Raw genomic sequence first — 26,801 nt, forward strand, 5'->3', positions numbered from 1 at the left:
CACCGGCGCTCAACGTGGCGACCAGCTCAGGCCGAGGTAGAAGCTGCGGCCCGCCGTGGCGTAGCCCAGCACTGACTCGTAGTCCTTGTCGGTGGCGTTGTCCACGCGTGCCAGCAGCCGCCAGTCGCGGGCAATGTCGGTGCTGGCCGTCAGGTTCAGCAGCGTGTGGGCCGGCAGGGGCTTGGTGTTGGCTTCGTCGTCGTAGCGCTTGCCCAGGTGCTGAACCTCGCTGCCCAGACGCCAGCCACCCACCGGCATGTCCGCCGTCAGCGTGGCCTGCGTTTCGGCGCGGCGCGCCAGCAGCTTGCCGGTTTCGGCGTTCTTCGGGCGCATCAGGTCCAGCGAAGCACCCAGGGCCACTTCGCCGAGCGTCGTGCCACCGGCCAGCGTCACGCCGGTGTAGGTGGCGCGGCCGGTGCTTCCATAGCAGCCGGCGAAATCGCCCACGCCGTTGACGCAACTGCCCGGGCCGGCCAGGTAGTCGATCAGGTCCTTCACGCGGTTTCGGTAGACCACCACGGAGGCGCGACTCGCAGCCTCTTGCCAGCGCAGCCCCGCTTCCATGTTGCGCGCGGTTTCGGCCTTTAGGTCGGGCGTGCCGTAGATGCTGAAGCGCTGGAACAGCGTGGGGGCACGGAAGGCCGTGCCCACCGAGCCGGTGAGCTGCAAGGTCTTGGACAACGCGTAGCCGTAGGCCAGCGAGCCGGTGGTGTGGGTACCGAATTCACTGTCGTCGTCGCGCCGGGCATTGAGCTGCAGCGTGTGGTCGCCGGCATGCAGGCCATACCCCAGAGCGAGGGCGTTCTGGTGCCGCTCGGTGTCGACCGGCGTGGTGCTGACGTTCTCCAGCTGGTCCTCCCGACGCTCCAGATCCACCGTCAGCCGGCCCGGCCCCACGCGCAGCTCGTTGCGCAGCAGCCAGCTGTCGACCGTGGTGTCCGTCAGATAGGTCGAGGGTGAGGTCTCGTAGCGGTCGCTTCCGCGGCTGAGCCCCACACGGGTGCTCCACGAATCGCTCCAGCGGCTGTTCCAGTTCAATCCCACGGTCTGCAGGCGCTGACTGGACTGGTCGTCCTGCCCCGGCATGAAACCGTCGTAGCCGGCCTTCTGGCGGTTGTCCAGCAGCGTGGCCTCGATCTTCTGCCCCTCGGAAAGAGACCATCCGAGCCTGCCTGAGAACGACTCGTTGCGGTACCCGTCGCGGTCAGGATTGCCGGAGGGCTTGGCGTTGAACCCGTCGCTGCGTTCGGTGCCCAGACCGAAGGCGTAGTCAACCACCCCGTCGCCGCCACGCACTGCGGCGCTCAGTTCGTAGGTGCTGTTCGATCCCACCCCAAGGCGCAGCGAGGGGAAGAATCCTTTCTCCCCCTGGCGTGTAAAGATCTGAACCACCCCGGCCATCGCATCCGAGCCATACACCGCCGCCGCAGGCCCACGCAGCACCTCGATGCGGTCCACCTGGGACAACGGGATCGCATTCCATGTCGCGCCACCGGTGGATTGCGAGTCGATGCGCACGCCGTCGACGAACACCGCCGTGAAACGGCCCTCGGCGCCGCGGACATACACGTTGGTGGTGGACGCAGGGCCGCCATTGCGGTTAACGGTCACCCCCGGCAGGCGCTCCAGCACGTCGGAGACCGACGCTGCGCCCATTCGGTCAATGACGCCGCGGCCGACCAAGGTGACATCCGCCACCACATCGGTGATGGGCAACTCGGACCGGGTCGCAGACACCACCACGGTGGGCAGGGCGGACTGGGCAAAAACGGGAAAAGCGATGGCGCATGCCATGGGAAGCGCGGCCAGGCGCACCGGAGCAGAACGGAAAGACATGGATGAAAAACAAACGATGGTTGCCCTCGCCGTCTTCCCCGACAGCGCATGGGCGTCACGGCAACGGACCTGTTCAGGACGCGTCACCACCGTGTTGGCCGGTATCCGGGCTGACAGACCAACCTTCACCGCCTTCCCGGAGCACCGATCGAAACCGGCTGTCCAGTGGCTGTGGGGTGAAGGCAGGGACAGGGCGAAAGCCCGAATCCCGTCTGCTTACCGTTGCGGGGGCAGCGCAGGTTAGGTCGGTCCGCGTGGACTTCCCCTCCTGCTTCCCGTTGAACTGCGGCATGTGAACCACACCGCGAGCACCAACGAAATCCATTGTAAGCCCGCGCTCCTTGCGGCAACCCTACAATGAGTTACTCACCAGTCGTCACCATGGCCGATCCCAAGCACATTGACCTGATCGCCGAGCGCGTGGAGCGCCTGCTCCTTCGTCATGAAGAACTGCAGCGCACCAACGCCCTGCTGATGGAGCAGGTGGCCACGCTCAAGGCAGAACGCGACTCCATCAAGTCCCGTCTGAACGCTGCGCGCTCCCGCATCGACGCGCTGCTGGACCGGTTGCCGGTCGGGACCGAGACACCCTCCCACAAGGACTCCGAATGAACAAGCCGGCCTCCAAGCAGATCGAGGTTCAGATCATGGGCCAGAGCTATCTGCTGGCCTGTCCGACGGGTGGCGAGCAGTCTCTGCTGGACGCCGTGGAGCGTGTGGACACCGCCATGTGCCGAATCCGCGACGCCGGCAAGGTCAAGGCCCGTGACCGCATCGCCGTGCTGGCCTCCCTCAACCTGGCGTTCGAACTGTCCCAGAAAGAAGCCCAGGGTTTTTCTTCTTCGTCCTTCCTGCCTCCAGAGCCGACGCCCTTGCCGGACTCTGCTTCCCAGGGCGAGTTGCCCGACGCTGCTGCGCTGGCACGCGCCGAGGAACTGGTGCGGCGCCTCGACCAGGCGCTGGGCAGTGACGGCCAGTTGATCTGAATCAGGCCCCGGCCCTCAACTTTTCCGACGGGCGAGCCCATCCCCCGGGCCTACAGCCCCTACAATTTGCCTTGTCTGCAGTGCACGCCGGGCTTTATATTTCCTTGAACCAATGCTCCATGAGCCCGGGCTTGGTACATAACGTGGCTGGTGTGAGCGTCTCGCGTCAGATGAACCCGAAGCCCCGTTGCCCTCGCCCACCTGAACCCCCGGTTCAGGATGACGGTCCGGTGGCACTTGCAGACACCTAATACTCCTCGCTGCGGCCCCACGGATGTTTCCTGGGGCCGCACTCTTTTCTGCCCTCCGGATTTCCCCCCATGAGCCTTGAACCCCTGCTGATCGCCGAGCTGGCCCTTCTGGGGGTGTTCACCGGATTTCTGGCCGGCCTGCTGGGCATCGGCGGCGGCATGATCATGGTGCCGTTCATCAGCGCCATCCTCGCCCACCGTGGCGTTGCGCCCGGCCTTGCCGTGAAGATGGCCATCGCCACCTCCATGGCCACCATCATCTTCACCTCGATCTCCAGTGTTCGCGCGCACCACAAGCGCGGCGCCGTGCGGTGGGACATCGTGCGGCGCCTCGCACCAGGGATCGTCATCGGTGCTGCGGTCGCGAGTCTGGGTGTCTTTGCAGTCCTCAAGGGCGGGGCACTGGCCCTGCTGTTCGCGCTGTTTGTGGGCTTCTCCGCCACCCAGATGCTGCTGGACAAGAAGCCACAGGCCTCGCGCACCTTGCCCGGAACGGTCGGTCAGCTCGGTGCGGGAGGCATGATCGGTTTTCTCTCGGGACTGGTGGGGGCCGGTGGCGGCTTCGTCAGCGTCCCGTTCATGACCTGGTGCAACGTCGCGATCCACAACGCCGTGGCCACCAGCGCAGCGCTGGGCTTCCCCATAGCGCTGGCGAACGCCGCCGGGTACGTCGTCTCTGGTCAGGGTGTGGCCGACCTTCCAGCGGGTTCGCTGGGCTACGTGTACCTGCCGGCGCTGACGGTGATCGCCATGACCAGCGTACTGATGGCGCCGCTCGGCGTGAAGGCCGCACACGCATTGCCGGTCAAATCGCTCAAGCGGGCTTTCGCGCTGATTCTCTACCTGCTGTCGGCGTACATGCTCTACAAAGGCCTGACGGCCTGAAATCCGTCAGGCGGTGCCCCGGTGCAACGGCCGGTCGGCGATCACGATGCCGTCCTCGTCCGCATACAGCCATTCGCCCGGGCGGACGGTGACACTCTGAATCTTCACGGGCACATCGCGCACCCCCTGGTTGCGCCGCTCAGTCGGCAGCGGCATCGACGCGAGCGCACGAATCCCGGTCTCGCAGACCGCCAGCTCGGCAACATCGCGCACGCATCCGTCCACCAGCACACCCGCCCATCCGTTGCGCGCGGCGGCTGCGCCCAGATTGCCACCCAGCAAGGCGCGCCGCAGCGAGGCCCCGCCGTCGACCACGAGCACACGCCCTTCCCCTGGTCCTTCGACGAGGGCCTTCACCTGGGTGTTGTCGTCCAGGCACTGCACGGTCACGATCGGCCCGGCAAAGCGGCGATGGGCACCAAAGTCACGGAACACAGGTGGTAACACACGGAACGCGCCACTGGCGTCGCCCTTGTGCTCGTCACCGAAGTCGCAGGTCGAAAAATCGATGGGAGAGGTCATGGTCAGGCACTCTGGAAAGCAGGTTTTTCGGAACAGAAATTGGAGCACGCTCTTCACTGTGGATTCATGAGCGGCGCGTGATACCGGGCGCAGTGTTGTTTTCGGGGCCAAAAAACCCCGACTTCCCTCTGACATCGCGCAAAAAATCGGTGCTTCCACCTTGGAAGGACCATGCATCTCCATTAGCATCCGAGTCACCAGTGAGAGAGCGCGTTCTCCTCTGGCGTCAAACCACTTCTAGAAGGAATCCTCAACATGGCAACTGCAAAGAAAGCTCCTGCGAAGAAGGCCGCCCCGGCCAAGAAGGCCGCCGCTCCGGCAAAGAAGGCTGCGCCCGCCAAGAAGGCCGCCGCTCCGGCGAAGAAGGCTGCACCCGCCAAGAAGGCCGCAGCTCCGGCAAAGAAGGCTGCACCCGCCAAGAAGGCCGCAGCTCCCGCGAAGAAGGCCGCTCCTGCCAAGAAGCGCACCCCCAACGCTGCCTTCATGAAGGCCATGACCCCCAGCGCCGCACTGGCTGCCATCGTTGGCAACAGCCCGCTGCCCCGCACGGAAGTGACCAAGAAGGTCTGGGAATACATCAAAAAGAACAAGCTGCAGGACGCTGTCAACAAGCGCATGATCAACGCCGACGCCAAGCTGAAGGAAATCTTCAAGAAGGCCCAGGCCTCGATGTTCGAAATGACCAAGATGATCAACGAACACCTGAAGTGATCAGGTCCAGAAGGGGCACCAGATGCTCCTCTCTGCAGAGAGCCGGCCTTGCCGGCTCTTTTTTTTGCCTTTGTCTTCTGCGCCCGGACCTTTCAGATGTGAGAAACTGAAACGGCACTTCCCCCTTTCGAGGTATGACAAGCCAGCCGCACCCCAGCACCATGGGCTCTCTCGGCGAACCGGCTCCATCCCCAGAGGTGCCGCCTCTGCCGCTGATGCAGAACAAGGTGGTGCTGGTGATGGACCTGGTGGAATCCGTGAGGCTGATGGCATCGAACGAAGCGTCCGTAGTCCACCAGTGGCACGGGTTTCTCCAGCACGCCCGTGAAGAGGTTCTGCCAAGACATGGCGGTCGCCTGGTCAAGAGCCTGGGCGATGGCATCCTGGTGGAGTTCGACGAACCGTCCCAGGCCGTCAAGGCTACGCTGCGCCTCCACCGCTATTTCGACGATGCCAATCGTCGGCGCGATGACGACAACAAGTTCTGGCTCCGCGCTGGGCTGAACGCCACCCACCTGTACATCGACGACCACGACGTGTTCGGCCATGGCGTCAACCTGGCCGCCCGGGTGGCGGGGCTCGCAGGCCCCGGAGAAACCGTGATCACGGCCAACGTGCACGATGCCCTGGTGGACGGCGTCGATGGTGACATGGAGGACATGGGGGAGTGCTACCTCAAGCACTGGCCGGAGCCTGTCCGAACCTGGACGCTCTCCCCGCCCACCGGAACAGGCGTCGCCCTCAAACCGCCCGCTCCTGCCGCCAGACCGGAGGACTTCCGGGCGACCATCGCCGTGCTGCCCTTCGTGTCGAGGAGCAATGCGCCGGAGCACTTCGTGATCGGCGACCTGCTGGCGGACGGCGTCATCGTTCAGCTCTCGCGCAGCCAGCACCTGCGCGTCATCTCCAGGCTGTCGACCGCCGTGCTCCGGGGCCGGGACGACGTCAACCAGACCGCGAGCCAGCAGCTGGACGCCCACTTCGTGCTGTCGGGCAGCTACGTCTCGCTGGGTGACCGTGTGCTGGTGACCGCGCAGTTGAGCGACACCCGGCGCAACGAGGTGATCTGGGCCGACCGGCTCACCGGCGACGTGATGGACGTGGTGCAGCAGGAGAGCGAGCTGATCAACGCGCTGGCGTCGACCTGCGCCGACCAGTTGCTCCACTCGGAAGTGCAACGCACCCTCACTCAGACCCTGCCCCGGCTGGACAGCAGCGCCCTGATGCTGGGTGCCATCAACCTCATGCACCGCTCCACCCGCCGGGATCTGGAGCGCAGCCAGCAGCTGCTGGAAGCTCTGGTGGACCGCCACAAGCGCTCCGTCGCTCCGTGGGCGTGGCTGGCCAAGTGGCACATCATGCAGGTGGTACAGGGCATGGCTGCGGACCCACACGCATCGTTTCAGCACGCGATTGGCATCGCCGACCGCGCGCTGGACATGGTCCCGGAGAGCGCCTTGGCACTTGCAGTCAAAGGGCACGCCATGTGCCACCTGGGCAAGGACGTCGATGGATCGAACCATATTCTGCTGGAGGCCACGAACGCCAACCCCAACGACCCGATGGCATGGCTCTACCGAAGCGTCTGGTCCACCATGTGGGGCACTCCTGCGGAGTCGATCATGCAGGCAGAAAACGCACTGCGACTGTCGCCGCTTGATCCGCAGAAGTACTACTTCGAGATGATGCTGGCAGGCAGCTACCTGTCCACAAATGACCTGAACCAGGCCATTCACTACAGCAGGTGCTCGCTCAACAAAAACCGGTATCACCTGCCCAACCTGCGGATCCTGCTGACCGCCCAGTTCGAATCCGGACAAACTTCGGACGCGAGCGAAACTTTAGCCCTGCTGCGCTCTCTGCAGCCCGAGCTAACTTTGTCAAAGTACCTTTCATCAGGCAGTCTCAGTCCGCTGCGGCAACGCACAGTGCGCGCTCTCGAGTCGCTGGGCCTTCCAAGAACCTGAGTCCAATTTATAAGGAGATGACATGAGTGCAGGAGTCAGTGCCGGAGTGAGCGCTGGGGTGAGTGCGGGAGTCAGTGCTGGTGTGAGCGCGGGTGTCAGTGCTGGTGTCGCGGGTGCCAGTCTGTTCTCTGCCGATGCCCTGACCATTAGTCGATCTGCAATAGCAGGCCCGTTTGCCGGAGCAGTGCTCCATCCCGCCACGCCCGGGTTCAACCAGGACCAGAACCTGCGCCTCTGGGCCGACGGTCCGCGGATGACCACCTGTTTCGAACAGCTGATCGAAGGCCTATCCATCACCGCGTCGGCCAGCACCAAACAGGCCGACCTGAAGTTCGCCAACCTCGGCGCGACCACGATCAAGAACCGGACTCTGGTGCAGCTGCAGGGCCCGTCAAAAAACCTGCTCAAGCAGCAGCTGGATCTGGTCGCGGCCTACGCGGATCTGCGCGGCGACCGGGCCGCCGAGGTGCTCGATCAGCTCACCGCACCGGTCGGCTACTGGTCCGCCGTGCTGGGGCTGACGGCCCACCGCCACAAGAAGACATTGCAGCTGATCGAAATCGCGCTCGGTCTGTGCGTACACGTCGAGATGCGCCTCAAGCACATCTTTGCCACCCTGCGGCCTGTGGAGCTGTCGCCACAGATCCAGCCCATGATCCCCACGCCGGGGCACGGCAGCTGGCCCAGCGGCCACTCCACCGAAGCGTTCGCGGTGGCAACGCTGCTGGAGGCGTTCATGGACCAGACCCGCCCCGGCAAGAACGACGGCCAGAACAGCCGCACGCAGCTGCAGCGCCTGGCCGCACGCATCGCGGTCAATCGCACCGTGGCCGGAGTCCACTACCCGGTGGACAGCGCCGTCGGCCGTCTGCTGGGCACCAGCCTCGGCGAGTTCTTCGTGGCCCGTGCTACCGCTGGCAGCGTCCGCTTGCGGGGCTTCGACAGCGACAAGTTCGTAGAAGCCGATGGCGCCCCCAAGGATTTCAAGCTCAGCGACCCCATGGACGCGGGTGCCTACAGCGTGGGTGGACCGGCGATCCCGCTGCCCCAGGCCGACACCCTGGGCTGGCTGTGGCAGGAGGCCCTGAAGGAGTGGTCATGAGTGGGGCGCGCGCTCCCCAGCCCTGGCAGCCGCTGCCCAAAGGCGAGGTCACCGGCACGGACTGGTCTCTGCCCAGCAGCATCGAGGGCGCCGACCCCTACCTCGCATGGGCAGAAGCCGATCGTTTTGAAGGCTACCGTCTGGGCGAAGGCGCGGCCGCCCAGCCCAGGTGGCTGCCGATCATCATCGAACTCCATCCCGGTTTCGGCATTCAGGATCTGCTGCAGGCGTCCGACGTGAAGTGGCTGCAGGTGCCCAAGGCCTATCTGCTGCTGCCGGGGCTGCGTTTCTGCACGGCACGCGCGCGCAAAGGCTTTTTCAAGGAGATGCGCAAGCGCTCGGACCTGGCCGGCATCGTCCGACGCTATGAGCTCGGCCTGCCCGTGGAGGAGCACACCGGACCACTGACCGACCCGGCTTTGCCCGGCGACACGGTGCCCCCCTGCCCGGATCGCGTGGGCGGCAAGGTGATCGGCATCATCGACGGCGGTCTTGCGATGGCCAACACCGCCTTCCTGAAGCCCGACGGAGAGCCGCGGGTGCGCCACTTCTGGCGACAGGACGAGTTCGGCGGCCCGCACGGACCGGGCATGGGCCGCCACCTGCGCAGCCGCCTGGACCCGAAACGCGCCGGTCCGACGCCGCCCGTCATGGGCTACGGCCATGAGCTGACGGCAGCCGACATCCGCGCCGCCATGGACCGGTTCACGAGAGACGGTTCGGTCGACGAGGACGACCTGTACGACTACCTGCAGTGCTGGGACCTGAAGCATCCGCTCAACCACGGCACCGTGGTGGCCAGCCTGGCCGCCGGCCCCTGGCTGGCCACCGCCCGCATGAGCAGTGCGGCCCACACCCCGGACATGACGCCGGCCCACGACGAGGCCAGCCGCGCGCCTCTGATCGCGGTGCAGCTGGACTGGTCCAACGTGATCGACACCTCGGGCGGGGCGATGAACGTGAGTGTGCTGGACGCGCTGCTGTTCATCCTGAACCGGGTGACCACCGACGCGAAGCTGGTGGTCAACATCAGCTGGGGCACGCTGGCTGGTCCTCACGACGGAACCTCGGTGCTTGAGGCTGCCATCGATCATCTGATTGCGCTGTGCACGCCAGAGCGCCTCGAAGTCTTCATTCCGGCGGGCAACGGTTACCAGGACCGCACCCATGTGAACCAGACGCTGCTGCCAGGGGGCGCGCCCGCCGAACTGCACTGGCATATCCAGCCCGACGACCGGACCCAGAGTTTTCTCGAGTTGTGGCTGGGCGACCCGGACCTGCCCGAGGAAGCGCTGCAGGACATCCGCATCGAAGTCACGCTGCCCGGCGGGCAGGTGCTCGGGCCCATGACCGTCGGCAATGCGGGTTGCTGGCCCTCCACCACCGCGCCCCAGCTGGCGCTGGTGTTTCCCAGAAAGACTGCGCTGGGCCGGCACGGCACCTGCGCCCTGCTCGCCCTGTGCCCGACGGCCTCGCACCACCCCGAGGACCGGCTGGCCCCAGCCGGCGTCTGGCAGGTGAAGGTTCACAACGGCGGGCTCAACCCGGTGGTGCTGGACGCCTACGTGGAGCGGGACGATGTGGCCCAGGGGACCTACACGGGCGCCCGCCAGTCCGCCATGCTGGACAGTTTCTACGACACCAGCGGCAACATCGACAGCTTCATCGACCACCCCGACAACCCGACGCCGATCCGGCGCAGCGGGGTGTTCAACAGCATCGGGACGGGACAGCGATCGGTCTCTGTTGGCGGCATCCGCTTCGCCAGCAGCGCCTTCGACCCGGCCGCCCGCTACAGCCCCAGGCTACCGGACCCGGACGCCACTCGCCTGCCCCAGCGCAACGGTGTCAAAAAGGTGCCGGACGAACTGGCTGTGAGCGACGAGAGCACGGCATTGTGGGGGGTGCTGGGTGCTGGCAGCCGCAGCGGCGCATCGGTGCGCATGTATGGCACCAGCTGTGCGGCGCCTCAGATCGCCAGAAAACGGCTCTGAGTCTGGCCGTCACCAGCGCGCTGGCAGCGCCTTGAGCAGCCAGATCCAGCGCTCGCGCACGGCGACGTAGCCGCCGGTTTCCAGGTCCTTGAGCAGGCGTGACACCATTTCGCGCGAACACGCGAGGTGCTGCGCCAGTTCCTGGTGGGTGAGGCGCTCTGCAAGCCGGCGCTCGCCAGAGGCTTCAGGCTCCTGCGCCAACTGGTTGAGCAGTCGCACCAGGCGCCCGTACACGTCGATGAGGGCCACATTGCCGGCGCTCTCAGTCGCCAGCCGCGCGCGGCGGATCAGTCGGGCCATGAGCTCCAGTGCGAACTCGGGGTGCTGGGCGATGTAGTTCAGCAGCACGGCACGGGAGATGACGGAACAGGTCGTTGCATCGACCGCCTCCACGTTGGCCGACCGGGGGCCACCGTCGAGCGACATTTCGCCCACATATTCCAGAGGGCCGTAGAAGCCCAGGGTCAGTTCCTTGCCGTTGCCATCACCGAGGAAGGCCCGCAGGCGCCCCTGCAGCACGATGTAGATCGTGTCCCCGGACTCACCTTCCTGGATCAGCAGCGCGCCGTTGCGGTAGCGCCGCTGCACGCCCAGTGCCGCCAGCGCCTGGATGTGGGAGGAAGGCTCTGTGCTGGCAGGAAGGAAGGCGGCGGACATCCGGGCTCATGGTTGGGCAAACTCCATGGCATTGTGCTGCATCGCGGAGATCACCCGCAAGGCGGGCACCATGGGCGGCAGGCTGTGCACCTTCTGCATCAGGGCCCGGATGCTGCCGCAGCCGGTTTTTTCGCGCAACGCCTTGATCTGGCTGCGCACGGTGGACTCGGCCACCTTGTGGTCGGCAGCGATCTCGGGAATCGAGGCGCCGCGGCACAGGGCCAGCAGCACCGCCTCTTCGCTGGGGCTGAGGTTCTGCGAGCGGGCGAACATGCGCAGCGCCAGGTTGTCGCAGGCGTTCTTGCGAGAGAGCAGCACCAGCACGGTGGGCGCGTCGAACTCCAGCGGGTGGCTCAGCGGCACAAACGCCAGCGACAGTTCGTGTTCGCCTTGCTTGAGCTGCAACAGGCGGCGCTGGCCGCGCAGCGCGTGCTCCAGGGCGCTCTGGATCTGGGTGGTGAGCTCGGTGTTGCGCCCCAGCAGAGAGCGCGCATGGGTGACGATCACCCGGCCGGTCGACATTTCGTGCCGCGCCAGGTGGTTGGCGTGGCGGATGTGGCCCTGGGCGTCGATCACCAGCAGGCCGTAGTCGACTTCGTCCAGCACCCGCAACAGCAGGTCCTGTCCCAGGCTGTCCGGCACCGGCTGCGTGCGCTCGGCGTGGAAGTACAGGTCGCTGGTGGTGCGGTCCATCAGGTGGCGTTGGGCGGTGGTTTCCATGGCGCTTTCCTCGTGTGTTGCGGATGGGGAAAGCTTAGAAACCAGGCAGGGTCTTGAGGCGTGTGCCATTGCCCACCGGCCTGTGACCTATTCACAAAGTTTGTTGCCAGAAGACAACAAACACACCCCGCTCAGCGGGATTTGTTCCGGATTGCCGAGAGGGTTCCGCGGGTGGTGATGACCTCCGGATCGAGCATGACCTCGATCAGCGAACCGCTGTCGGCGGCCAGCGCCCGCTGCAAGGCCGGCTCAAACTCCGCGGTGTGGGTGATGCGTTCGGCCGCGTAGCCGTAGGCCCGCGCAAGCGCACAGAAGTCGGGGTTCCTCAGGTCCGAGCCACTCACACGCGCCGGGTACTCGCGCTCCTGGTGCATGCGGATGGTGCCGTAGGTGCCGTTGTTGAGCAGCAGGATGACCGACTTCGCACCGTGCTGCACCGCCGTGGCCAGTTCCTGCCCATTCATGAGGAAATCTCCGTCCCCCGCGATGGTGAAGGCGGTGCGACCGGTGAGGATGGCGGCACCGATGCCCGCGGGCATGCCGTAGCCCATGGCGCCGTTGGTCGGTGCCAGCTGCGTCTTGTGCCCCTTGGCCAGGCCGTGGTAGCGGTAGAAGCGGTGCAGCCAGCTGGCGAAGTTGCCCGCGCCGTTGGTCAGCACAGCGTCGGCCGGCAGGTGCTTCTGCAGCGTGTGGATGAGGGCCGGCATGTCGATGCTGCCGGGCAGCACGATGCCGCCATTGCTCACCTCCACGTTGGCCTCGTAGTCGGCGTGGCAGGCGGCCGTCCACGCCGACCACGGCAGGCTGGGCGGTGCGGTCAGCACCTCCAGCGAACGCGCCGCCGCGTTCATCGTGGCCTGGATCGCGAGCGTGGGCTGGTAGACCCGGCCCAGCTCCTCGCCGCTGGCGTGGATGTGCACCAGCTTCTGCGCAGGCACTGGCGCCTGGATCAGCGTGTAGCCACCCGTGGTGGCCTCACCCAATCGGGGTCCGATGGCCAGGATCAGGTCGCTCTCGCGGATGCGCCGGGCCAGCGCCGGGTTGATGCCCAGGCCGACATCGCCCGCGTACTGCGGGTGGTGGTTGTCGAAGCAATCCTGGAAGCGGAAGGCATTGGCCACCGGCAGCTGCCAGTTCTCGGCAAAGCGCTGCAGCGCGGCGGCGGACTGCGGCGTCCAGCCTCCGCCGCCGGCAATCACCAGCGGACGCTCGGACGCCAACAGCAGCGCGCGCAGCTCGCGCAGTGCGCCCGGGTCGGCCCAAGCCTGCACCGGCTCCACGCGCGGTAGCGGGGTGGCGTCCACCGGCTGCGTCAGCATGTCCTCGGGCAACACCAGGACCACCGGGCCCGGCCGGCCATTCATGGCGGTGGCGAAAGCGCGCGCCACGTATTCGGGAATGCGGCGCGGATCGTCTATGCGCTCGACGCGCTTGGCCATGCCTTTCGTGCTCGGGCCGAAGAAGGCGTTGTAGTCCACCTCCTGGAAGGCCTCGCGGTCGCGCGCGTCGCTGGCCACGTCGCCCACGAACAGCACCATCGGCGTTGAGTCCTGGAATGCGGTGTGCAGGCCAATGGAGGCGTTGGTCGCGCCCGGCCCGCGGGTCACGAAACACACGCCCGGCCGGCCGGTCAGCTTGCCCTGGGCCTCGGCCATGAACGCCGCCCCTCCCTCCTGGCGGTTGATCACGAAGTGGATGCGGTCGGCGCGGTCGTGAAAGCCGTCGAGCACGGCGAGATAACTTTCGCCTGGTACCCCGAACGCGTGGGTCACGCCCTGGGCGATGAGGCAGTCGACGAGCAGGTGTCCGGCAAGTTTTGGTGTGGTCATGCCGGAATTGTGCACAGACTCAGCGGCCTGTCCGGCGGCCCACGCCGATGGCGGCATAGACGGAGACCAGGAGCACCAGCGCGGCACCGGCCAGCGTCAGCGCGTACCAGCCCCGGTCCATGAACACGCCAAAGATCATTGGAGAGACCGCAAAGCCAACGTCCAGTCCCGAGTACACGGTGCCATAGACGCGCCCGGTCGCGCCCTTGGGCGTCGCCTTCTTGATCATCATGTCCCGGCTGGGGCCGCCCACGCCGATTGCAAAACCGGTGGCCGCCAGGACCACCATGGTGCCGGTGCCGTTGAGCCATCCGGTGGCACAGACCATCAGCAGCAAGGCGCCGGCGGTCATCGCCCAGGCCACGACGCGGTCACTGTGTTTCGAGGTGGCGGCCACGAAGCCACCCACGAACATGCCGAGCGCGCCGCACAGCATGTAGGCGCTGACGGTGAGGGTGGCCGCCTCGACACTGACCCCGTGCAGTTGCTTTAGGATGGACGGCGCATAGCTCTGCACCACCGCCAGCGTCATGGTCGACAGCAGGAAGAAGGCGAAGCACCACCAAACCACGGGCAGCTTCATGAACGCAAGGTCGGAGCCCTTGGGGGCGTCGGCGTGGCGCACATGCACCTCGGTGCGCAACTTCTCGCGCTGCCAGAACAGCAGCGACAGCACCGCCACATACAACAGCGCGGCGGCGTGGTAGGCGGTGCGCCAGTCGGCCAGCGCCGTGATGCCGACCAGAAAAGCGGGGGCGAGCGCCCAGCCTAGGTTGCCGGTCAGGCCATGGGCGCTGAAGGCGTAGCCCAGCCGCGGCGCCGACACGCGCTGGTTCAGGATGGTGAAGTCGGCCGGGTGGAACGGAGCGTTGCCCAGGCCCGCCAGCACGGCCACCAGCACCAGGCCGGCGTAGCCCGTGACCATGGACGCGGCCAGCGAGGCCAGCAGGAAGCAGCCGATGGCGGCAAACAGCACCGGGCGCGCGCCGATGCGGTCGACCACAAACCCAGCCATCGCCTGGCCGGAACCCGAGATGACGAAGAAGATGCTCATGAGAAGGCCGACGTCGGAGTAGCTCAGACCGAAGTCGCGCATGAAGATCGGGAACAGCGGCGCCAGCAGCAGGTGCGAGAAATGCGAGGTGCCGTGTGCCAGACCGACCAGACCGATGACGGCGGCGTCCTGCTTCAGGGGAACGGGATTGGCCGGCGGAGGCATGGCGTCGAGGGTGGCGGTGTTCATGCGGGGCATGGTACGGGCTGACGCGGCGGCCGATATGCGATAGAAAGACAACCATCATCGAATTTCAGCCAAATCCGGGAGCCCCCATGAACAGACGCGAGCGCCGCGCCGTGCCCGTCGGTGACACCGACCCCTTCCGGCCCTCGCCGGAGCGGCCGGTGCGCTGCAGGGCGCGGGCCATGGGCCACGACACCCAGTTCGAACCGCACCACCACCCCTGGGGTCAGCTGGCGTACTGCGCCAGCGGGTTGCTGCAGGTGACGGTGGCCGACGCCGCGCCGAACCAGACCGGCGGACTGGAAACCACCACCATCGTCCCGCCGTCGCGCGCCGTCTGGATCCCCCCGGGCGCCCGCCACGCGGTCAGCATGCTGGAAACCTCGCAGCTCTACACGCTCTACATCGATCCGTCGGTGGTCACTGCTGACTGGCGCCGCTCCAGGGTGCTGGTGGTTTCGCCGCTGCTGCGCGAGCTGGTGCTGGGCATGGAACTGCCGCACCACGCGGGCGACGAGCTGCGGCAGCGCGCGCTGTCCACCCTGGTGCTGGCCGAACTGGCGAACGCGCCCACCCAGCCTCTGGGCGTGCCCATGCCCGACCCGCAGCGCGGCGACCGGCGCCTGCGCGCCCTGTGCGAGGCGGTGCTCAATGCGCCGGCGCAGCACGCGACGCTGGCCGGCTGGGCCGCCCACAGCGGTGCCAGCGAGCGCACCCTGGCCCGCCTGTTTCGGGACGAGCTGGGCATGGGCTTTCAGCGCTGGCGGCAGCAAGTGCTGCTGGCGCACGCGCTGCCGATGCTGGCCCGGGGCGCGCCGGTGAGCCAGGTAGCGGCTGCAAGTGGCTACGCCAGCGACAGTGCCTTCAGCGCCATGTTCCGCGCCGCGCTGGGCCAGCCACCGTCGCGCTTCGGCCCGGTGAGGGCGGGCCCCGCCTGATCAGAGCACCTCTTGCAGCCGCTCTTTGGGGCGGCAGAGCACGGTGCCTCGCGGTGTCACGACGATGGGCCGCTCGACCAGCACCGGGTGCTGCACCATCAGGTCCAGCAATTCGGCGTCGCTGCGTTCGGGCTTGGCGTCGGCCAACCCGGCATAGAGGTCGCCCTTGCGGCGCAGCAGTTCGCCGGCGCCCATGCCCATGGCCTTGAGCAGCGCGACCAGTTGCTCCCGGGTGTAGGGCTGCTTGAGGTAGTCGATCACCACCGGCTCGACCCCGGTCTCGCGGATCGCGGCCAGTACGTTGCGCGAGGTGCTGCACTAGGGGTTGTGGAAGATGGTGATGGAAGAAGGCTTCATGGCGGTGCTCCGTGTGTCTCGCGGGCGAGCATAACGCCCGATTCACGCCCGGTGGCGGTGCAGCTGTGGGCGTCACAGCCCTGTCATTTCGGGCCCGTATCTTGCTGGATGCTCACACACAAAACGCGCCAGCAGGGGAAGACGATGAACGCACCACAACGCATTGCCAAGACACCGAAGGCCTGGGAGGCGCTGTCACGCCCCGACCTGGTCGGACGCAGGGCCCACAGCCTGCTGCTCATGGCCAACGGACGCCGCAGCGAACGCGAGCTGTCGGCACTGCTGGGAGGCGACGTGCGCGATCTCGCCGAGGGTCTGCTGCAGCAGGGCTACCTGCAACCGGTGCCGCTGATGCTCTACGGCGACAACGACAGCGCCTGAGCAACGCCGCTCAAAGCCAACGCTTGAGCAGGCCCATCACGCGGTCGAAGGTGGCCCCGTAGGGCGGGTAGAACAGGCTGGCCGCCGCCCAGCGCGACTGCACCAGTACCGGCTTCTGCTGCGTGAAGCGCAGGAAGCCCGTCTCACCGTGGTAGGCGCCCCAGCCGCTCTCCCCCACCCCGCCAAACGGCAGGTTTTCGTGGGCGATGTGCAGCAGCGTGTCGTTCACCGTGACCCCGCCGCTGACCGTGCCGCGCAGCACCCGCTCGCGCGCGGCACCGTCCTGGCCGAACCAGTAGAGCGCCAGAGGCCTGGGACCGGCGTTGACGGTGGCGATGGCCTGGTTCAGATCCGTGTAACTGAGCACCGGCAGCACCGGGCCGAAGATTTCCTCGCGCATCAGGCGCGCCTCGGCGGGTGGCTGGAACACCAGCACCGGCGTCATCTGGCGCTCATGGCCCGACCCGCTGCGCGGGGCCACCTCGACCACACGTGCGCCCTGGGACTGCACCTCCTTCACCATCGCCAGCAGCCGCGCATGGTGCCGCTCGCTGATGATGCTGGCGTAGTCGGGGTGTGCGGCCCCACAGGGGAACAGCCGCGTCACGGCGGCGGCAAAGGCGCGCTCGAACTCGGCTTCGCGCCCCTGGGGCAGCAGCACGTAGTCCGGCGCGATGCAGGTCTGGCCGCCATTGAGCAGCTTGCCGTGGGCGATCTTGATGGCCACCGCATCCAGATCGGCCGAGGCGTCGACGATGCAGGGCGACTTGCCGCCCAGTTCCAGCGTGGTCGGCGTCAGGTTGGCGGCGGCGGCGGCGGCCACCTTGCGCCCCACGGCGGTGGAGCCGGTGAAGAACAGGTGGTCGAACGGCAGGCTGGCGAACTCGTGCGCCACGTCTGGCCCGCCCAGCGCCACGCACACCTCGTCGGCAGAAAACGCCTGGTGCAGCAGGGTCGCGAGCAGCGCCGAGGTGTGCGGAGTGAGCTCGCTGGGCTTGAGCATCACGCGGTTGCCCGCGGCCAGCGCGGTGGCCGTCGGCCCGAGCGTCAGCTGCAGCGGGTAGTTCCAGGGACCGATGACACCGACCACGCCAAGCGGCTGGCGCTGGATGTGTCCGCTGGCGGGCTGCAGGTAGATGGGTGTGCGCACGCGGCGCGTCTTCATCCAGGCGCCGGTGTGGCGCTCCAGATCGCCCAGCAGCGAGCGCAGCACGAAGAAGTCTGCGACTTCGGTGAGCCGGGTTGAGCGCACGCCGAAATCGGCCTGCACCGCCTCGGCCAGCGCTGCTCCGTGCGTGTCGATCAGGGCCCGCATGCGGCGCAAGCGGTCCAGGCGAAGCGCCAGCGGCACGTCGATCTGCGCGCGGCTGGCCTGGAACTGCGCGTCGAACAGCGCGCGCAACGGAAGGTCGGGGGGCGTCAGGGTCATCGGGCCATGATAGGAGCGCGCCCCGGGCGGCGGTAGAGGTGGCGCCCCATGCCGGGGCACCGCCTGTCGCCTGAGGCTCAGTCGTAGGCGATCGCGTCAGAGAACTCGAACACCCCGGGGTTGCGCACCGGGTCCACCCCCACCGGAATCACCGACTTGGGCGGGTACTTGCCCTCCAGCAACAGCTTCGAGAGCGGGTTCTCGATGCGCTGCTGGATCGCGCGCTTGAGCGGCCGGGCACCGAACACCGGATCGAAGCCGACCTTGGCCAGCTCGCCCAGCGCCGCCGGGCTCACATCCAGCCGCAGGTCCATCTTCTGCAGGCGCGCCTGCAGGGCCTTGAGCTGGATGCCCGCAATGGACTCGATGTGCTTCGCGTCCAGCGCGTGGAACACCACGGTCTCGTCGATGCGGTTCAGGAACTCGGGCCGGAAGTGGTTCTTGAGCTCGCCCCAGACCGCATCCTTCACGTCCTCGTAGCTCTCGCCCACCATGGCCTGGATGAGGTGCGAGCCGATGTTGCTGGTCATCACGATGACCGTGTTCTTGAAGTCCACGGTACGGCCCTGGCCGTCGGTCAGGCGACCGTCGTCCAGCACCTGCAGCAGCACGTTGAACACGTCCGGGTGGGCCTTTTCCACCTCGTCGAGCAGCAGCACGGAATACGGCTTGCGGCGCACGGCCTCGGTCAGATAACCGCCTTCCTCGTAGCCCACGTATCCGGGTGGCGCGCCGATCAGGCGGGCCACCGAATGCTTCTCCATGAACTCGCTCATGTCGATGCGCACCAGGTGCTCCTCGCTGTCGAACAGGAAGCCCGCCAGCGCCTTGCACAGCTCGGTCTTGCCCACGCCGGTGGGGCCCAGGAACAGGAACGAGCCGGTGGGCCGGTTCGGGTCGGACAGGCCCGAGCGCGAGCGGCGGATGGCGTTGGCCACGGCCGAGATCGCCTCGTCCTGGCCCACCACGCGCTCGTGCAGCTTGGTCTCCATCTGCAGCAGCTTGTCGCGTTCGCCCTGCATCATCTTGGACACCGGAATGCCGGTCGCGCGGCTGACCACCTCGGCGATCTCTTCCGCACCGACCTGGGTACGCAGCAACTGGCGCGCCTGGCCTTCACCTTTGCCAGCCTCCTGGGCCTGCGCTTCATTGAGCTGTTTCTCCAGCTCCGGCAGCTTGCCGTACTGCAGCTCGGCGACCTTGTTGAAGTCGCCCTTGCGCTTGAGCTCCTCGATCTGCAGCTTGACGCGCTCGATCTCCTCTCGCACGTGGGCGCTGCCCTGCGCCTGGGCCTTCTCGGCCTTCCAGATCTCTTCCAGGTCGGCGGCTTCCTTCTGCAGTTCGACAATTTCCTCGTCGATCAGCGCCAGACGCTTCTGCGAGGCCTCGTCGGTCTCTTTCTTCATCGCCTCGCGCTCGATCTTGAGCTGGATCAGCCGGCGGTCCAGCTTGTCCATGACCTCGGGCTTGGAGTCGATCTCGATCTTGATCTTGGCCGCCGCCTCGTCGATCAGGTCGATGGCCTTGTCCGGCAGGAAGCGGTCGGTGATGTAGCGGTGGCTCAGCTCGGCCGCGGCCACGATGGCCGGGTCGGTGATGTCCACGCCATGGTGGACTTCATATTTCTCCTGCAGGCCGCGCAGGATGGCAATGGTCTGCTCCACGGTCGGCTCGTCGACCAGCACCTTCTGGAAGCGGCGCTCCAGCGCGGCGTCCTTCTCGATGTACTTGCGGTACTCGTCCAGCGTGGTCGCGCCGATGCAGTGCAGCTCGCCGCGCGCCAGCGCGGGCTTGAGCATGTTGCCGGCGTCGATGGCGCCCTCGGCCTTGCCGGCACCCACCATGGTGTGGATTTCGTCAATGAACAGGATGATGCGGCCCTCGTCCTGCGCCACTTCCTTGAGCACGGACTTCAGGCGCTCCTCGAACTCGCCGCGGTACTTGGCGCCGGCCAGCAGGCCCGCCATGTCCAGCACCAGCACGCGCTTCTCGCGCAGACTTTCGGGCACCTCGCCGTTGACGATGCGCTGCGCCAGGCCTTCGACGATGGCCGTCTTGCCCACGCCGGGCTCGCCAATCAGCACAGGGTTGTTCTTGCTGCGGCGCTGCAGCACCTGGATGGCACGGCGGATCTCGTCGTCGCGGCCTATCACCGGGTCCAGCTTGCCTTGGCGGGCGCGCTCGGTCAGGTCCAGGGTGTACTTCTTGAGCGCCTCACGCTGGCTCTCACCTTCGGGCGAATCCATCTTCTGGCCGCCACGCACGGCTTCGATGGCCGCTTCCAGACTCTTGCGCGAAAGGCCGTTCTCGTTGGCGATGCGGCCGATCTCACCCTTCTGGTCGGCCACGGCGAGCAGAAACAGCTCGCTGGCGATGAAGGCGTCGCCGCGCTTGATGGCTTCCTTCTCGGTCGCCTGCAGCAGCTTGATCAGGTCCGGGCCGGGCTGCACCTGCTCCTGGCCCTGCACCTCGGGCAGGCGCTTGACCGCGTCTTCGGTGGCTTTGGTGAGGCCGGGCACATTGACGCCCGCGCGCTGCAGCAGCGACTTGGGCCCGTCGGTCTGGCGCAGCATGGCCAGCAGCAGGTGGGCCGGTTCGATGTAGGCGTTGTCCTTGCCCAGGGTCAGGCTCTGGGCCTCGCCCAGTGCTTCCTGGAACTTGGTGGTGAGTTTGTCGAGACGCATGTTGTGATGCTCCGAAATGCTTGAACTGACGGGCATGTGGCGCTGACCGCCATCATTTCAAGACCTTGCGCCAGTCGGGGTCCAGCGGGCTTGACCCGCATCAAAGCCGCTGCGCTCCGTGCAGCGGAGCAAGCGGGTGGCTTACCCCGCTCTCCAGTAGGCGTAGGACCACGCGGTGCTCATGCCACCTCGTCGGTACAGCGCCAGCGCAGGCGCATTGCTGCCGTCGACCTGCAGAAAGGCCCGGGTGATGCCTCGCCGCTGCGCTTCCAGTGCCATCGCGTGGATCATCCGCCCCGCCAGCCCCCTGCCCCGCTGGTTGGCGGCCGTGCGCAAGCCGTGCATGCTCAGCCAGCCTTGGGCAAAACAGGCGGCGCCGCAGGCCAGGGTCGTCCCGCCCTCCCGCAAGCTGACAAACAGAGTGCCCTCGGCGCGGGACAGCGCCTTCGAGCGGCTCGCGCCGTCCACCGGGTCCAGCCCCTCGCCCAGAAACATGGCCATCCAGGCCGCATCCGGACGCGGGTCCAGCGACACCCCGTCAGCGCTAGACGCCAGCGCCAGCAGGCCGTCCAGCGATCCGGTCTGGGTCAGGGTGGGCTGCTCGCGCCGGAAGCCTTGGGCCTGGAGCTTGGGCCACCAAGGCTCAAAGGCCGGCACATCGGGCAGTCGCAACACCGGCCGTCGGCCGGCATCGCGGTAGCGTTGCACGATGGTGCTGATCAGCGCCGGGTCGTGGGGCCCGTGGTGCAGGGGCACGGCGCTGTGGGCGCGGCCGACCGTGCCGGGGTCCATGGGCAGCAGCCAGCCGTCGATAGCGTCGACCTGCTCAGGTGCCACCGCGGTGAGCGTGGCGCGTTCGATGGATTCGATGTCGACGGCGGTCGGCGAGGTGGCCATCAGCACCACAACCTCAGGCGTTGTTCGAGGCGATGCCCCACTTGGCCAGCGCCGCATCGTCGCTGACCCGCGCATCGACCCAGCGCGCCCCTTCGGGCGTCTGTTCCTTCTTCCAGAATGGCGCCTGGGTCTTGAGGTAGTCCATCAGGAACTCACAGGCCTGAAAGCTCTCGCCGCGGTGGGCCGAGGTCACGGCCACCAGCACGATCTGGTCCAGCGGCTGCAGCAGGCCGACGCGGTGGATGACCCGGGCTCCCAGGATGTCAAAGCGCTGGGAGGCCTCGTCGATCATCTGCTCGATGGCCTTCTCGGTCATGCCCGGGTAGTGCTCCAGCTCCAGGGTGCTGACGCTCTGGCCGTCGTTGCGGTCCCTGACGGTGCCCACAAAAGTGCAGACCGCACCGACGCCCTTCTGGTCGGCCCTCAGCCGGGCGACCTCGGCAGACAGGTCGAAGTCTTCGGTCTGGATGCTGACCCGGGCGTTCATGCTCAGCCTCCGGTGACGGGTGGGAAAAAGGCAATCTCGGCGCCGTCGGTCAAGGCGGCCGACTCGTCGGCCATGGTCTGGTTGACCGACACGCGCACCGCACGGCCGCGCGCCAGCGCCTCGGCGTGGGCGCCACCCCGCGCGATCAGCTCGTCGCGCAGCGCGGACAGCGTGGCCGCAGCGGTCTCGACGGATTCGCTGCCGGAGCCAATGGCCTCGCGGATGGAGGCGAAATAACGCAACTGGATCTTCATGCGAGCAGGTCCGAAAGAGCGATGTAGTTCACGAGGTCGCCGCGCGCGATGGTGATGCCAGCCAGGTTGTCCACCAAGCCGTCGCCCCACACGGTGGAGGTCAGCACCCCCGAGCTCTGGTTGGGGAACAGGTCCAGGCCGCCGTCGGCGTTGCGGCGCACGCGCAGGAACTCGCGGCGCTTGTCGGCGCGCGGCAGGTCGAAATCGGCGCGCACCGGCATGGTCTTGAAGGGAGGCTGGTATTCGGACTCCGCGGCCCCCTGCAGTTTGAGCAGGAAGGGCCGCACCAGCAGCAGGAAGGTGACGTAGCTCGACACCGGGTTGCCGGGAAGGCCGATGAAGTGGCAGTGGCCTTGAGCGTCTGCGCCGGCGCCTGCGTCGCGGCGCACCGTGCCATAGGCGAAAGGCTTGCCCGGCTTCATGGCGATTTGCCACAGGTCCAGGCTGCCCAGTTGCTGCACGGCGGGTTTGATGTGGTCTTCCTCGCCCACCGACACGCCGCCGCTGGTGAGGATCAGGTCGTGGTGGTCGGCGGCGGTCTTGAGCGCGGCCAGCGTGGCCTCGCGCCTGTCGGGCACGATGCCCAGGTCGCTGACCTCGCAACCCAGGCGCTCCAGCAGCACGCGCAGGAAGAAGCGGTTGCTGTTGTAGATGGCGCCTGGCTTCATCTGTTCGGGCGGCACCTCACCGGGCATGACCAGCTCATCCCCGGTCGAAAACAGCGCCACGCGTGGCTTGGCGGTCACCCGCAGCTGTGCCGCACCGATGCCTGCCGCCAGACCCAGGCTCGCGGCCGACAGGCGCGTGCCGCGCGGCAACACCACAGAACCCCGGGTCACGTCCTCGCCCGCGCGGCGGATCCACTGGCCGGCCTCGGGCACGGCGTCGATGTGCACTGCGTGGAAATCGCCGCCAACCTCGCGCGTGTCTTCCTGCATCACGATGGCGTCCGCGCCAGGGGGCACCGGCGCACCCGTGAAGATGCGGGCGCAGGTGCCGGGCTCCAGCGGCTGCGCCGCGTGGCCGGCGGGGATGCGCTGGCTGACCGGCAGCACCACACCCTTCTCGGCGATATCGGTCAACCGGACCGCATACCCGTCCATGGACGAGTTGTCCTGGGGCGGCACGTGCAGCGCCGAGACCAGATCCTCGGCCAGCACACGCCGGTCGGCCAGCACGGTGGCCAGGGTTTCGGTGGCCGCGAGCGGCGTCGCGCGCGCAAGCAGGTCGGCCAGCGCGGCGTCCAGCGCCATCAGGGGTTTGCGGGCAGGTTGGGGAGCGTTCATGGTCTTGGAGGCACCGCCCCGGCCGATGTGGCCAACGCAGTGGCGATCAAACGTAGGCTTCGGGGTCGTAGTCGAAACGGTCCCCATTGTCGACCAGCCAGGCCGTCACCGCATCGGGGTCGTCCAGATCCAGCCGCGGACGCAGGGTGTCCACGGGCAAGGCATCGGCGCCAGGCAGCGCAATGGCCGCCACGAAGGGGTCGTCCGGGTACCGGACCGGTTGGGCAGTGGCCGCGCGCCAGACCTCGATCTTGAGCAGGTTGCTGTCGCGCCAGCCTTCGACCAGCACCCAGTCCACACCGGGGTGCAAAGCGGGAATCAGCTCGTGCACCGAGCGCTCCTGCGGCCGTTCGAAGCTGCGCTGCAGCACCAGCCGCTCGGGCGATGCGGCCAGCACCTCGTAGGCGCCGGCCTCACGGTGGCGCCAGGTGTCCTTGCCGGGCTGGTCGATTTCCAGCCCGCAGTGCGCGTGCTTCATGACCGACACGCGCAGACCCCGCCCCTTGAGGGCCGGGATCAGGCGTTCGATCAGCGTGGTCTTGCCTGCACCCGACGATCCGGCGAAACCGACAACCTTCATGGGATCTTGCGAGGGCGGTCCGTCAGACCGGGCAGTGGTCGGTGATGTAGCGCTTGACCGCGACCGCGTCCGCGCCCATCAGCTGCACGCGCTTGGGCAGGGCTTCGATGCCGTCGAACTTCGCCGGCCGCTCGGGGTCACGGCCCAGGGCCTCACGGATGGTTTCGGCGAACTTGATCGGCAGCGCCGTCTCCAGCACCACCACGTTCTCGCCCGCCTGGCGCAATTCGCGCGCCACCTTCACACCGTCGGCGGTGTGGGTGTCGATCATCACACCGTGCTGCTCGAAAGTGGCCTTGATGGTCGCCAGGCGGTTGGCATGCGTGCTCTTGCCGCTGGCAAAGCCGTAGCGGCTGGCCGCCTGGGCGAACAGCGGGTCGCTGCCCAGGTCGATGCGGCCGTGCAGGCGCAGCTCGTCGTCGAACAGGTTCTTCGTGCGCGCGGCGTCACGACCCAGCAGGTCGAACACGAAGCGCTCGAAGTTGCTCGCCTTGGAAATGTCCATCGACGGGCTGGAGGTCTCGTAGGTGTCGGCGCTGCCGCGCACGCGGTAGGTGCCGGTGCGGAAGAACTCGTCAAGCACGTCGTTTTCATTGGTCGCGACGATCAGGCGGCCGATCGGCAGACCCATCTGGCGCGCGACGTGACCGGCGCAGACGTTGCCGAAGTTGCCCGAAGGCACAGCGAAGCTCACCTTTTCATCGTTCGACTTCGTGGCGTAGAAGTAGCCGGCAAAGTAATAGACCACCTGGGCCAGCAGGCGCGCCCAGTTGATCGAATTGACCGTGCCGATCTTGTACTTGCGCTTGAAATCGAGGTCGTTGGACACGGCCTTGACGATGTCCTGGCAGTCGTCGAACACGCCTTCGACCGCGATGTTGTGGATGTTCGGGTCCATCAGGCTGAACATCTGCGCCTGCTGAAAGGCGCTCATGCGGCCGTGCGGGCTGAGCATGAACACGCGCACGCCCTGCTTGCCACGCATCGCGTACTCAGCCGCACTGCCGGTGTCGCCCGAGGTCGCTCCCAGGATGTTGAGCTGCTCGCCGCGGCGCGCCAGTTCGTACTCGAACAGGTTGCCCAGCAGCTGCATGGCCATGTCCTTGAAGGCCAGCGTGGGACCGTTGGACAGGGCTTCGAGCTGCAGGCCGTCTTCCAGCTTGGTCAGCGGCACGATCTCCTTGGTGCCGAACACCTCAGCCGTGTAGGTCTTCGCGCACAGCGCCTTCAGGTCGGCGGCAGGAATGTCGTCGATGTAGAGCGACAGCACCTCGAAGGCCAGAGCGGCATAGCCTTGCTCGACCAGCACGGCGCGCCAGCGGGTCAGTGTGGCGGCGTCGACCTGCGGGTAGGACTCGGGCAGGTACAGGCCGCCGTCCGGCGCCAGGCCTTCGAGCAGGATTTCGCAGAAGCGCTTGCGGTCCTGGTGGCCGCGGGTCGACAGGTACAGCATCTCAGTTCAGCTCTTCCTTGCGGATGCGGGTGATCGGGGCGAGGACCGACGGCAGGCCTTGCATCTGCGCGATCACGTCGTTCATCGTGCCTTCGCGCGTGTCGTGCGTCAGGATGATGAGGTCGGTCGAGGTCGCGCCCTCGCCGCCCACTTCGTCGGCCTCGCGCTGCAGCACAGCGTCGATGCTCACGCCGGCACCCGCCAGCAGGCCGGTCACCTGGGCCAGCACGCCAGCCTGGTCGGCCACGCGCAGACGCAGGTAGTAGCTGGTCACGACCTCGCTCATGGGCAGCACGGCGGCATCGCTCATCGCATCGGGCTGGAAGGCCAGGTGCGGCACGCGATTGAGCGGATCGGCCGTGTGCAAGCGGGTGATGTCCACCAGGTCGGCGATCACGGCCGAGGCGGTCGGTTCGCTGCCAGCACCCTTGCCGTAGTAAAGAGTGGTGCCCACGGCATCGCCGTTCACCACCACCGCGTTCATCGCACCTTCCACGTTGGCGATCAGGCGCTTGGCCGGCACCAGGCTGGGGTGCACACGCAGCTCCACACCTTGCGCCGTGCGCTTGGTGATGCCCAGCAACTTGATGCGGTAGCCCAGCTGCTCCGCGTAACGGATATCAACCGCACTCAGCTTGGTGATGCCTTCCACATAGGCCTTGTCGAACTGCACCGGGATACCGAAGGCGATCGCGCTCATCAGCGTGGCCTTGTGCGCCGCGTCCACGCCCTCGATGTCGAAGGTCGGGTCGGCTTCGGCGTAGCCCAGTCGCTGGGCTTCTTTCAGCACCACGTCAAAGTCCAGGCCTTTGTCGCGCATCTCGGACAAGATGAAGTTCGTAGTGCCGTTGATGATGCCGGCGATCCACTGGATGCGGTTGGCCGTCAGGCCTTCGCGCAGCGCCTTGATGATGGGGATACCACCTGCAACGGCCGCCTCAAAGGCCACCATCACGCCCTTGGCCGACGCAGCCGCAAAAATCTCGGTGCCGTGCACGGCCAGCAGCGCCTTGTTGGCTGTGACCACATGCTTGCCGGCGGCAATCGCTTCGAGCACCAGGGCTTTGGCGATGCCGTAGCCGCCGATCAGCTCGATCACGATGTCGATCTCGGGGTTGGCGATCACGGCGCGGGCGTCGCTCACCACCTTGACGTCCGGCCCCACGACGGACTGCGCACGCGCCACGTCCAGATCAGCCACCATGGTGATTTCAATGCCGCGACCAGCACGGCGCTGAATCTCTTCCTGGTTGCGCCGGAGCACGTTGAACGTGCCGCTGCCCACAGTGCCGATGCCCAGCAGGCCTACTTGGATGGGTTTCATGCTTGACTCATTTCCAACAAAAACTCGGGCG

24 protein-coding genes, 1 other RNA gene, 1 pseudogene and 1 riboswitch are annotated in these 26,801 nt (G+C 66.9%); of the genes and pseudogenes, 10 read left to right on the forward strand and 16 right to left on the reverse strand.

Annotated elements, in window-relative coordinates; all coding sequences use genetic code 11:
* Positions 1 to 9 precede the first annotated feature (9 nt).
* A complete protein-coding gene (locus HFL01S_RS15485; protein ID WP_066260268.1) occupies positions 10 to 1,836 on the reverse strand; it encodes a TonB-dependent receptor domain-containing protein in 1,827 nt (608 codons plus the stop codon).
* 79 nt (positions 1,837 to 1,915) lie between these two features.
* Positions 1,916 to 2,167: riboswitch (cobalamin riboswitch) on the reverse strand.
* Positions 2,168 to 2,217: 50 nt separating this feature from the next.
* On the opposite strand from HFL01S_RS15485, the gene HFL01S_RS15490 reads away from it, so the two are divergent.
* The 4 genes from HFL01S_RS15490 to HFL01S_RS15505 all read left to right on the forward strand — a co-directional run bounded on the left by HFL01S_RS15490 (position 2,218) and on the right by HFL01S_RS15505 (position 3,958).
* Positions 2,218 to 2,448: a hypothetical protein gene (locus HFL01S_RS15490; RefSeq protein ID WP_066260270.1), complete on the forward strand. Its 231-nt coding sequence runs from the start codon at positions 2,218 to 2,220 to the stop codon at positions 2,446 to 2,448.
* The gene (locus tag HFL01S_RS15495; protein WP_066260271.1) at positions 2,445 to 2,822 is read left to right on the forward strand and encodes a cell division protein ZapA; all 378 of its coding nucleotides are present in this window, start codon (positions 2,445 to 2,447) and stop codon (positions 2,820 to 2,822) included. Before HFL01S_RS15490 ends, HFL01S_RS15495 begins: the two co-directional genes overlap by 4 nt.
* A gap of 69 nt (positions 2,823 to 2,891) precedes the next feature.
* Positions 2,892 to 3,072, forward strand: a non-coding RNA gene (gene ssrS / locus HFL01S_RS15500) — 6S RNA.
* 70 nt (positions 3,073 to 3,142) lie between these two features.
* On the forward strand, positions 3,143 to 3,958 hold the full coding sequence (locus HFL01S_RS15505) for a sulfite exporter TauE/SafE family protein (RefSeq protein ID WP_066260272.1): 816 nt from the start codon (positions 3,143 to 3,145) through the stop codon (positions 3,956 to 3,958).
* A 6-nt stretch (positions 3,959 to 3,964) separates the two neighbouring features.
* Here the strand turns inward: HFL01S_RS15505 and rraA are convergent, their stop codons facing one another.
* Complete coding sequence (gene rraA / locus HFL01S_RS15510; protein WP_066260435.1) at positions 3,965 to 4,480, reverse strand: ribonuclease E activity regulator RraA; 516 nt, start codon at positions 4,478 to 4,480, stop codon at positions 3,965 to 3,967.
* Between the two features lie 255 nt (positions 4,481 to 4,735).
* On the opposite strand from rraA, the gene HFL01S_RS15515 reads away from it, so the two are divergent.
* From HFL01S_RS15515 to HFL01S_RS15530, 4 genes are all read left to right on the forward strand, one after another.
* Entirely contained in the window at positions 4,736 to 5,191 is a 456-nt protein-coding gene (locus HFL01S_RS15515; RefSeq protein ID WP_066260275.1) for an SWIB/MDM2 domain-containing protein, read from the forward strand.
* Between the two features lie 161 nt (positions 5,192 to 5,352).
* Complete coding sequence (locus tag HFL01S_RS15520) at positions 5,353 to 7,158, forward strand: adenylate/guanylate cyclase domain-containing protein (protein WP_169802344.1); 1,806 nt, start codon at positions 5,353 to 5,355, stop codon at positions 7,156 to 7,158.
* A gap of 184 nt (positions 7,159 to 7,342) precedes the next feature.
* Complete coding sequence (locus HFL01S_RS15525; protein ID WP_066260279.1) at positions 7,343 to 8,260, forward strand: phosphatase PAP2 family protein; 918 nt, start codon at positions 7,343 to 7,345, stop codon at positions 8,258 to 8,260.
* On the forward strand, positions 8,257 to 10,254 hold the full coding sequence (locus HFL01S_RS15530; RefSeq protein WP_066260281.1) for a S8/S53 family peptidase: 1,998 nt from the start codon (positions 8,257 to 8,259) through the stop codon (positions 10,252 to 10,254). Before HFL01S_RS15525 ends, HFL01S_RS15530 begins: the two co-directional genes overlap by 4 nt.
* Before the next feature lie 9 nt (positions 10,255 to 10,263).
* Here HFL01S_RS15530 and HFL01S_RS15535 read toward each other — a convergent pair whose 3' ends face one another.
* The 4 genes from HFL01S_RS15535 to HFL01S_RS15550 all read right to left on the reverse strand — a co-directional run bounded on the left by HFL01S_RS15535 (position 10,264) and on the right by HFL01S_RS15550 (position 14,703).
* Entirely contained in the window at positions 10,264 to 10,911 is a 648-nt protein-coding gene (locus HFL01S_RS15535) for a Crp/Fnr family transcriptional regulator (protein WP_066260286.1), read from the reverse strand.
* Between the two features lie 6 nt (positions 10,912 to 10,917).
* Complete coding sequence (locus HFL01S_RS15540) at positions 10,918 to 11,631, reverse strand: helix-turn-helix transcriptional regulator (RefSeq protein WP_066260292.1); 714 nt, start codon at positions 11,629 to 11,631, stop codon at positions 10,918 to 10,920.
* A 131-nt stretch (positions 11,632 to 11,762) separates the two neighbouring features.
* The gene (locus tag HFL01S_RS15545; protein ID WP_066260294.1) at positions 11,763 to 13,460 is read right to left on the reverse strand and encodes a thiamine pyrophosphate-binding protein; all 1,698 of its coding nucleotides are present in this window, start codon (positions 13,458 to 13,460) and stop codon (positions 11,763 to 11,765) included.
* 19 nt (positions 13,461 to 13,479) lie between these two features.
* Complete coding sequence (locus tag HFL01S_RS15550) at positions 13,480 to 14,703, reverse strand: MFS transporter (RefSeq protein WP_157538900.1); 1,224 nt, start codon at positions 14,701 to 14,703, stop codon at positions 13,480 to 13,482.
* A gap of 86 nt (positions 14,704 to 14,789) precedes the next feature.
* Here HFL01S_RS15550 and HFL01S_RS15555 point away from each other — a divergent pair, with 86 nt between their 5' ends.
* Positions 14,790 to 15,638, forward strand: a complete 849-nt coding sequence (locus HFL01S_RS15555) for an AraC family transcriptional regulator (RefSeq protein WP_066260295.1) — start codon at positions 14,790 to 14,792, stop codon at positions 15,636 to 15,638.
* Here the strand turns inward: HFL01S_RS15555 and HFL01S_RS15560 are convergent.
* Positions 15,639 to 15,944 (reverse strand): annotated as a pseudogene (locus HFL01S_RS15560) (ArsC/Spx/MgsR family protein); the annotation flags it as partial.
* Between the two features lie 195 nt (positions 15,945 to 16,139).
* Here HFL01S_RS15560 and HFL01S_RS15565 point away from each other — a divergent pair.
* The gene (locus HFL01S_RS15565; RefSeq protein ID WP_066260298.1) at positions 16,140 to 16,376 is read left to right on the forward strand and encodes a hypothetical protein; all 237 of its coding nucleotides are present in this window, start codon (positions 16,140 to 16,142) and stop codon (positions 16,374 to 16,376) included.
* A gap of 10 nt (positions 16,377 to 16,386) precedes the next feature.
* On the opposite strand, the gene HFL01S_RS15570 is transcribed toward HFL01S_RS15565, so the two are convergent.
* The 9 genes from HFL01S_RS15570 to HFL01S_RS15610 form a co-directional block, all read right to left on the reverse strand.
* A complete protein-coding gene (locus HFL01S_RS15570; protein ID WP_066260439.1) occupies positions 16,387 to 17,799 on the reverse strand; it encodes an aldehyde dehydrogenase family protein in 1,413 nt (470 codons plus the stop codon).
* A gap of 83 nt (positions 17,800 to 17,882) precedes the next feature.
* Entirely contained in the window at positions 17,883 to 20,489 is a 2,607-nt protein-coding gene (gene clpB / locus HFL01S_RS15575; RefSeq protein WP_066260299.1) for an ATP-dependent chaperone ClpB, read from the reverse strand.
* A gap of 141 nt (positions 20,490 to 20,630) precedes the next feature.
* On the reverse strand, positions 20,631 to 21,386 hold the full coding sequence (locus HFL01S_RS15580) for a GNAT family N-acetyltransferase (protein WP_066260440.1): 756 nt from the start codon (positions 21,384 to 21,386) through the stop codon (positions 20,631 to 20,633).
* 13 nt (positions 21,387 to 21,399) lie between these two features.
* Positions 21,400 to 21,873 carry a molybdopterin synthase catalytic subunit MoaE gene (gene moaE, locus HFL01S_RS15585; protein WP_066260300.1) on the reverse strand — a complete coding sequence of 158 codons (474 nt, stop codon included), beginning with the start codon at positions 21,871 to 21,873 and terminating at the stop codon, positions 21,400 to 21,402.
* A 2-nt stretch (positions 21,874 to 21,875) separates the two neighbouring features.
* On the reverse strand, positions 21,876 to 22,127 hold the full coding sequence (moaD, locus tag HFL01S_RS15590) for a molybdopterin converting factor subunit 1 (protein ID WP_066260304.1): 252 nt from the start codon (positions 22,125 to 22,127) through the stop codon (positions 21,876 to 21,878).
* Complete coding sequence (locus HFL01S_RS15595) at positions 22,124 to 23,413, reverse strand: molybdopterin molybdotransferase MoeA (protein ID WP_066260306.1); 1,290 nt, start codon at positions 23,411 to 23,413, stop codon at positions 22,124 to 22,126. The genes moaD and HFL01S_RS15595 overlap by 4 nt, the downstream gene beginning before the upstream one ends.
* Before the next feature lie 46 nt (positions 23,414 to 23,459).
* Positions 23,460 to 23,993 carry a molybdopterin-guanine dinucleotide biosynthesis protein B gene (gene mobB / locus HFL01S_RS15600; RefSeq protein WP_066260309.1) on the reverse strand — a complete coding sequence of 178 codons (534 nt, stop codon included), beginning with the start codon at positions 23,991 to 23,993 and terminating at the stop codon, positions 23,460 to 23,462.
* A 22-nt stretch (positions 23,994 to 24,015) separates the two neighbouring features.
* Positions 24,016 to 25,446, reverse strand: a complete 1,431-nt coding sequence (gene thrC, locus HFL01S_RS15605; protein ID WP_066260313.1) for a threonine synthase — start codon at positions 25,444 to 25,446, stop codon at positions 24,016 to 24,018.
* A 1-nt stretch (position 25,447) separates the two neighbouring features.
* Positions 25,448 to 26,770 (reverse strand): homoserine dehydrogenase, encoded by a 1,323-nt coding sequence (locus HFL01S_RS15610; protein ID WP_066260316.1) that lies wholly within the window; start codon positions 26,768 to 26,770, stop codon positions 25,448 to 25,450.
* Positions 26,771 to 26,801: the final 31 nt, after the last annotated feature.

The sequence above is a fragment of the Hydrogenophaga flava NBRC 102514 genome, from assembly GCF_001571145.1.
Classification (GTDB): domain Bacteria; phylum Pseudomonadota; class Gammaproteobacteria; order Burkholderiales; family Burkholderiaceae_C; genus Hydrogenophaga; species Hydrogenophaga flava.

Bases quoted from the DNA above. Each gene is read 5' to 3' on its own strand.
- HFL01S_RS15485 (WP_066260268.1), bottom strand. From the start codon at position 1,836: ATGTCTTTCCGTTCTGCTCCGGTGCGCCTGGCCGCGCTTCCCATGGCA.
- HFL01S_RS15490 (WP_066260270.1), top strand. From the start codon at position 2,218: ATGGCCGATCCCAAGCACATTGACCTGATCGCCGAGCGCGTGGAGCGC.
- HFL01S_RS15495 (WP_066260271.1), top strand. From the start codon at position 2,445: ATGAACAAGCCGGCCTCCAAGCAGATCGAGGTTCAGATCATGGGCCAG.
- HFL01S_RS15505 (WP_066260272.1), top strand. From the start codon at position 3,143: ATGAGCCTTGAACCCCTGCTGATCGCCGAGCTGGCCCTTCTGGGGGTG.
- rraA (WP_066260435.1), bottom strand. From the start codon at position 4,480: ATGACCTCTCCCATCGATTTTTCGACCTGCGACTTCGGTGACGAGCAC.
- HFL01S_RS15515 (WP_066260275.1), top strand. From the start codon at position 4,736: ATGGCAACTGCAAAGAAAGCTCCTGCGAAGAAGGCCGCCCCGGCCAAG.
- HFL01S_RS15520 (WP_169802344.1), top strand. From the start codon at position 5,353: ATGGGCTCTCTCGGCGAACCGGCTCCATCCCCAGAGGTGCCGCCTCTG.
- HFL01S_RS15530 (WP_066260281.1), top strand. From the start codon at position 8,257: ATGAGTGGGGCGCGCGCTCCCCAGCCCTGGCAGCCGCTGCCCAAAGGC.
- HFL01S_RS15535 (WP_066260286.1), bottom strand. From the start codon at position 10,911: ATGTCCGCCGCCTTCCTTCCTGCCAGCACAGAGCCTTCCTCCCACATC.
- HFL01S_RS15540 (WP_066260292.1), bottom strand. From the start codon at position 11,631: ATGGAAACCACCGCCCAACGCCACCTGATGGACCGCACCACCAGCGAC.
- HFL01S_RS15545 (WP_066260294.1), bottom strand. From the start codon at position 13,460: ATGACCACACCAAAACTTGCCGGACACCTGCTCGTCGACTGCCTCATC.
- HFL01S_RS15550 (WP_157538900.1), bottom strand. From the start codon at position 14,703: ATGAACACCGCCACCCTCGACGCCATGCCTCCGCCGGCCAATCCCGTT.
- HFL01S_RS15555 (WP_066260295.1), top strand. From the start codon at position 14,790: ATGAACAGACGCGAGCGCCGCGCCGTGCCCGTCGGTGACACCGACCCC.
- HFL01S_RS15565 (WP_066260298.1), top strand. From the start codon at position 16,140: ATGAACGCACCACAACGCATTGCCAAGACACCGAAGGCCTGGGAGGCG.
- clpB (WP_066260299.1), bottom strand. From the start codon at position 20,489: ATGCGTCTCGACAAACTCACCACCAAGTTCCAGGAAGCACTGGGCGAG.
- HFL01S_RS15580 (WP_066260440.1), bottom strand. From the start codon at position 21,386: ATGGCCACCTCGCCGACCGCCGTCGACATCGAATCCATCGAACGCGCC.
- moaE (WP_066260300.1), bottom strand. From the start codon at position 21,873: ATGAACGCCCGGGTCAGCATCCAGACCGAAGACTTCGACCTGTCTGCC.
- moaD (WP_066260304.1), bottom strand. From the start codon at position 22,127: ATGAAGATCCAGTTGCGTTATTTCGCCTCCATCCGCGAGGCCATTGGC.
- HFL01S_RS15595 (WP_066260306.1), bottom strand. From the start codon at position 23,413: ATGAACGCTCCCCAACCTGCCCGCAAACCCCTGATGGCGCTGGACGCC.
- mobB (WP_066260309.1), bottom strand. From the start codon at position 23,993: ATGAAGGTTGTCGGTTTCGCCGGATCGTCGGGTGCAGGCAAGACCACG.
- thrC (WP_066260313.1), bottom strand. From the start codon at position 25,446: ATGCTGTACCTGTCGACCCGCGGCCACCAGGACCGCAAGCGCTTCTGC.
- HFL01S_RS15610 (WP_066260316.1), bottom strand. From the start codon at position 26,770: ATGAAACCCATCCAAGTAGGCCTGCTGGGCATCGGCACTGTGGGCAGC.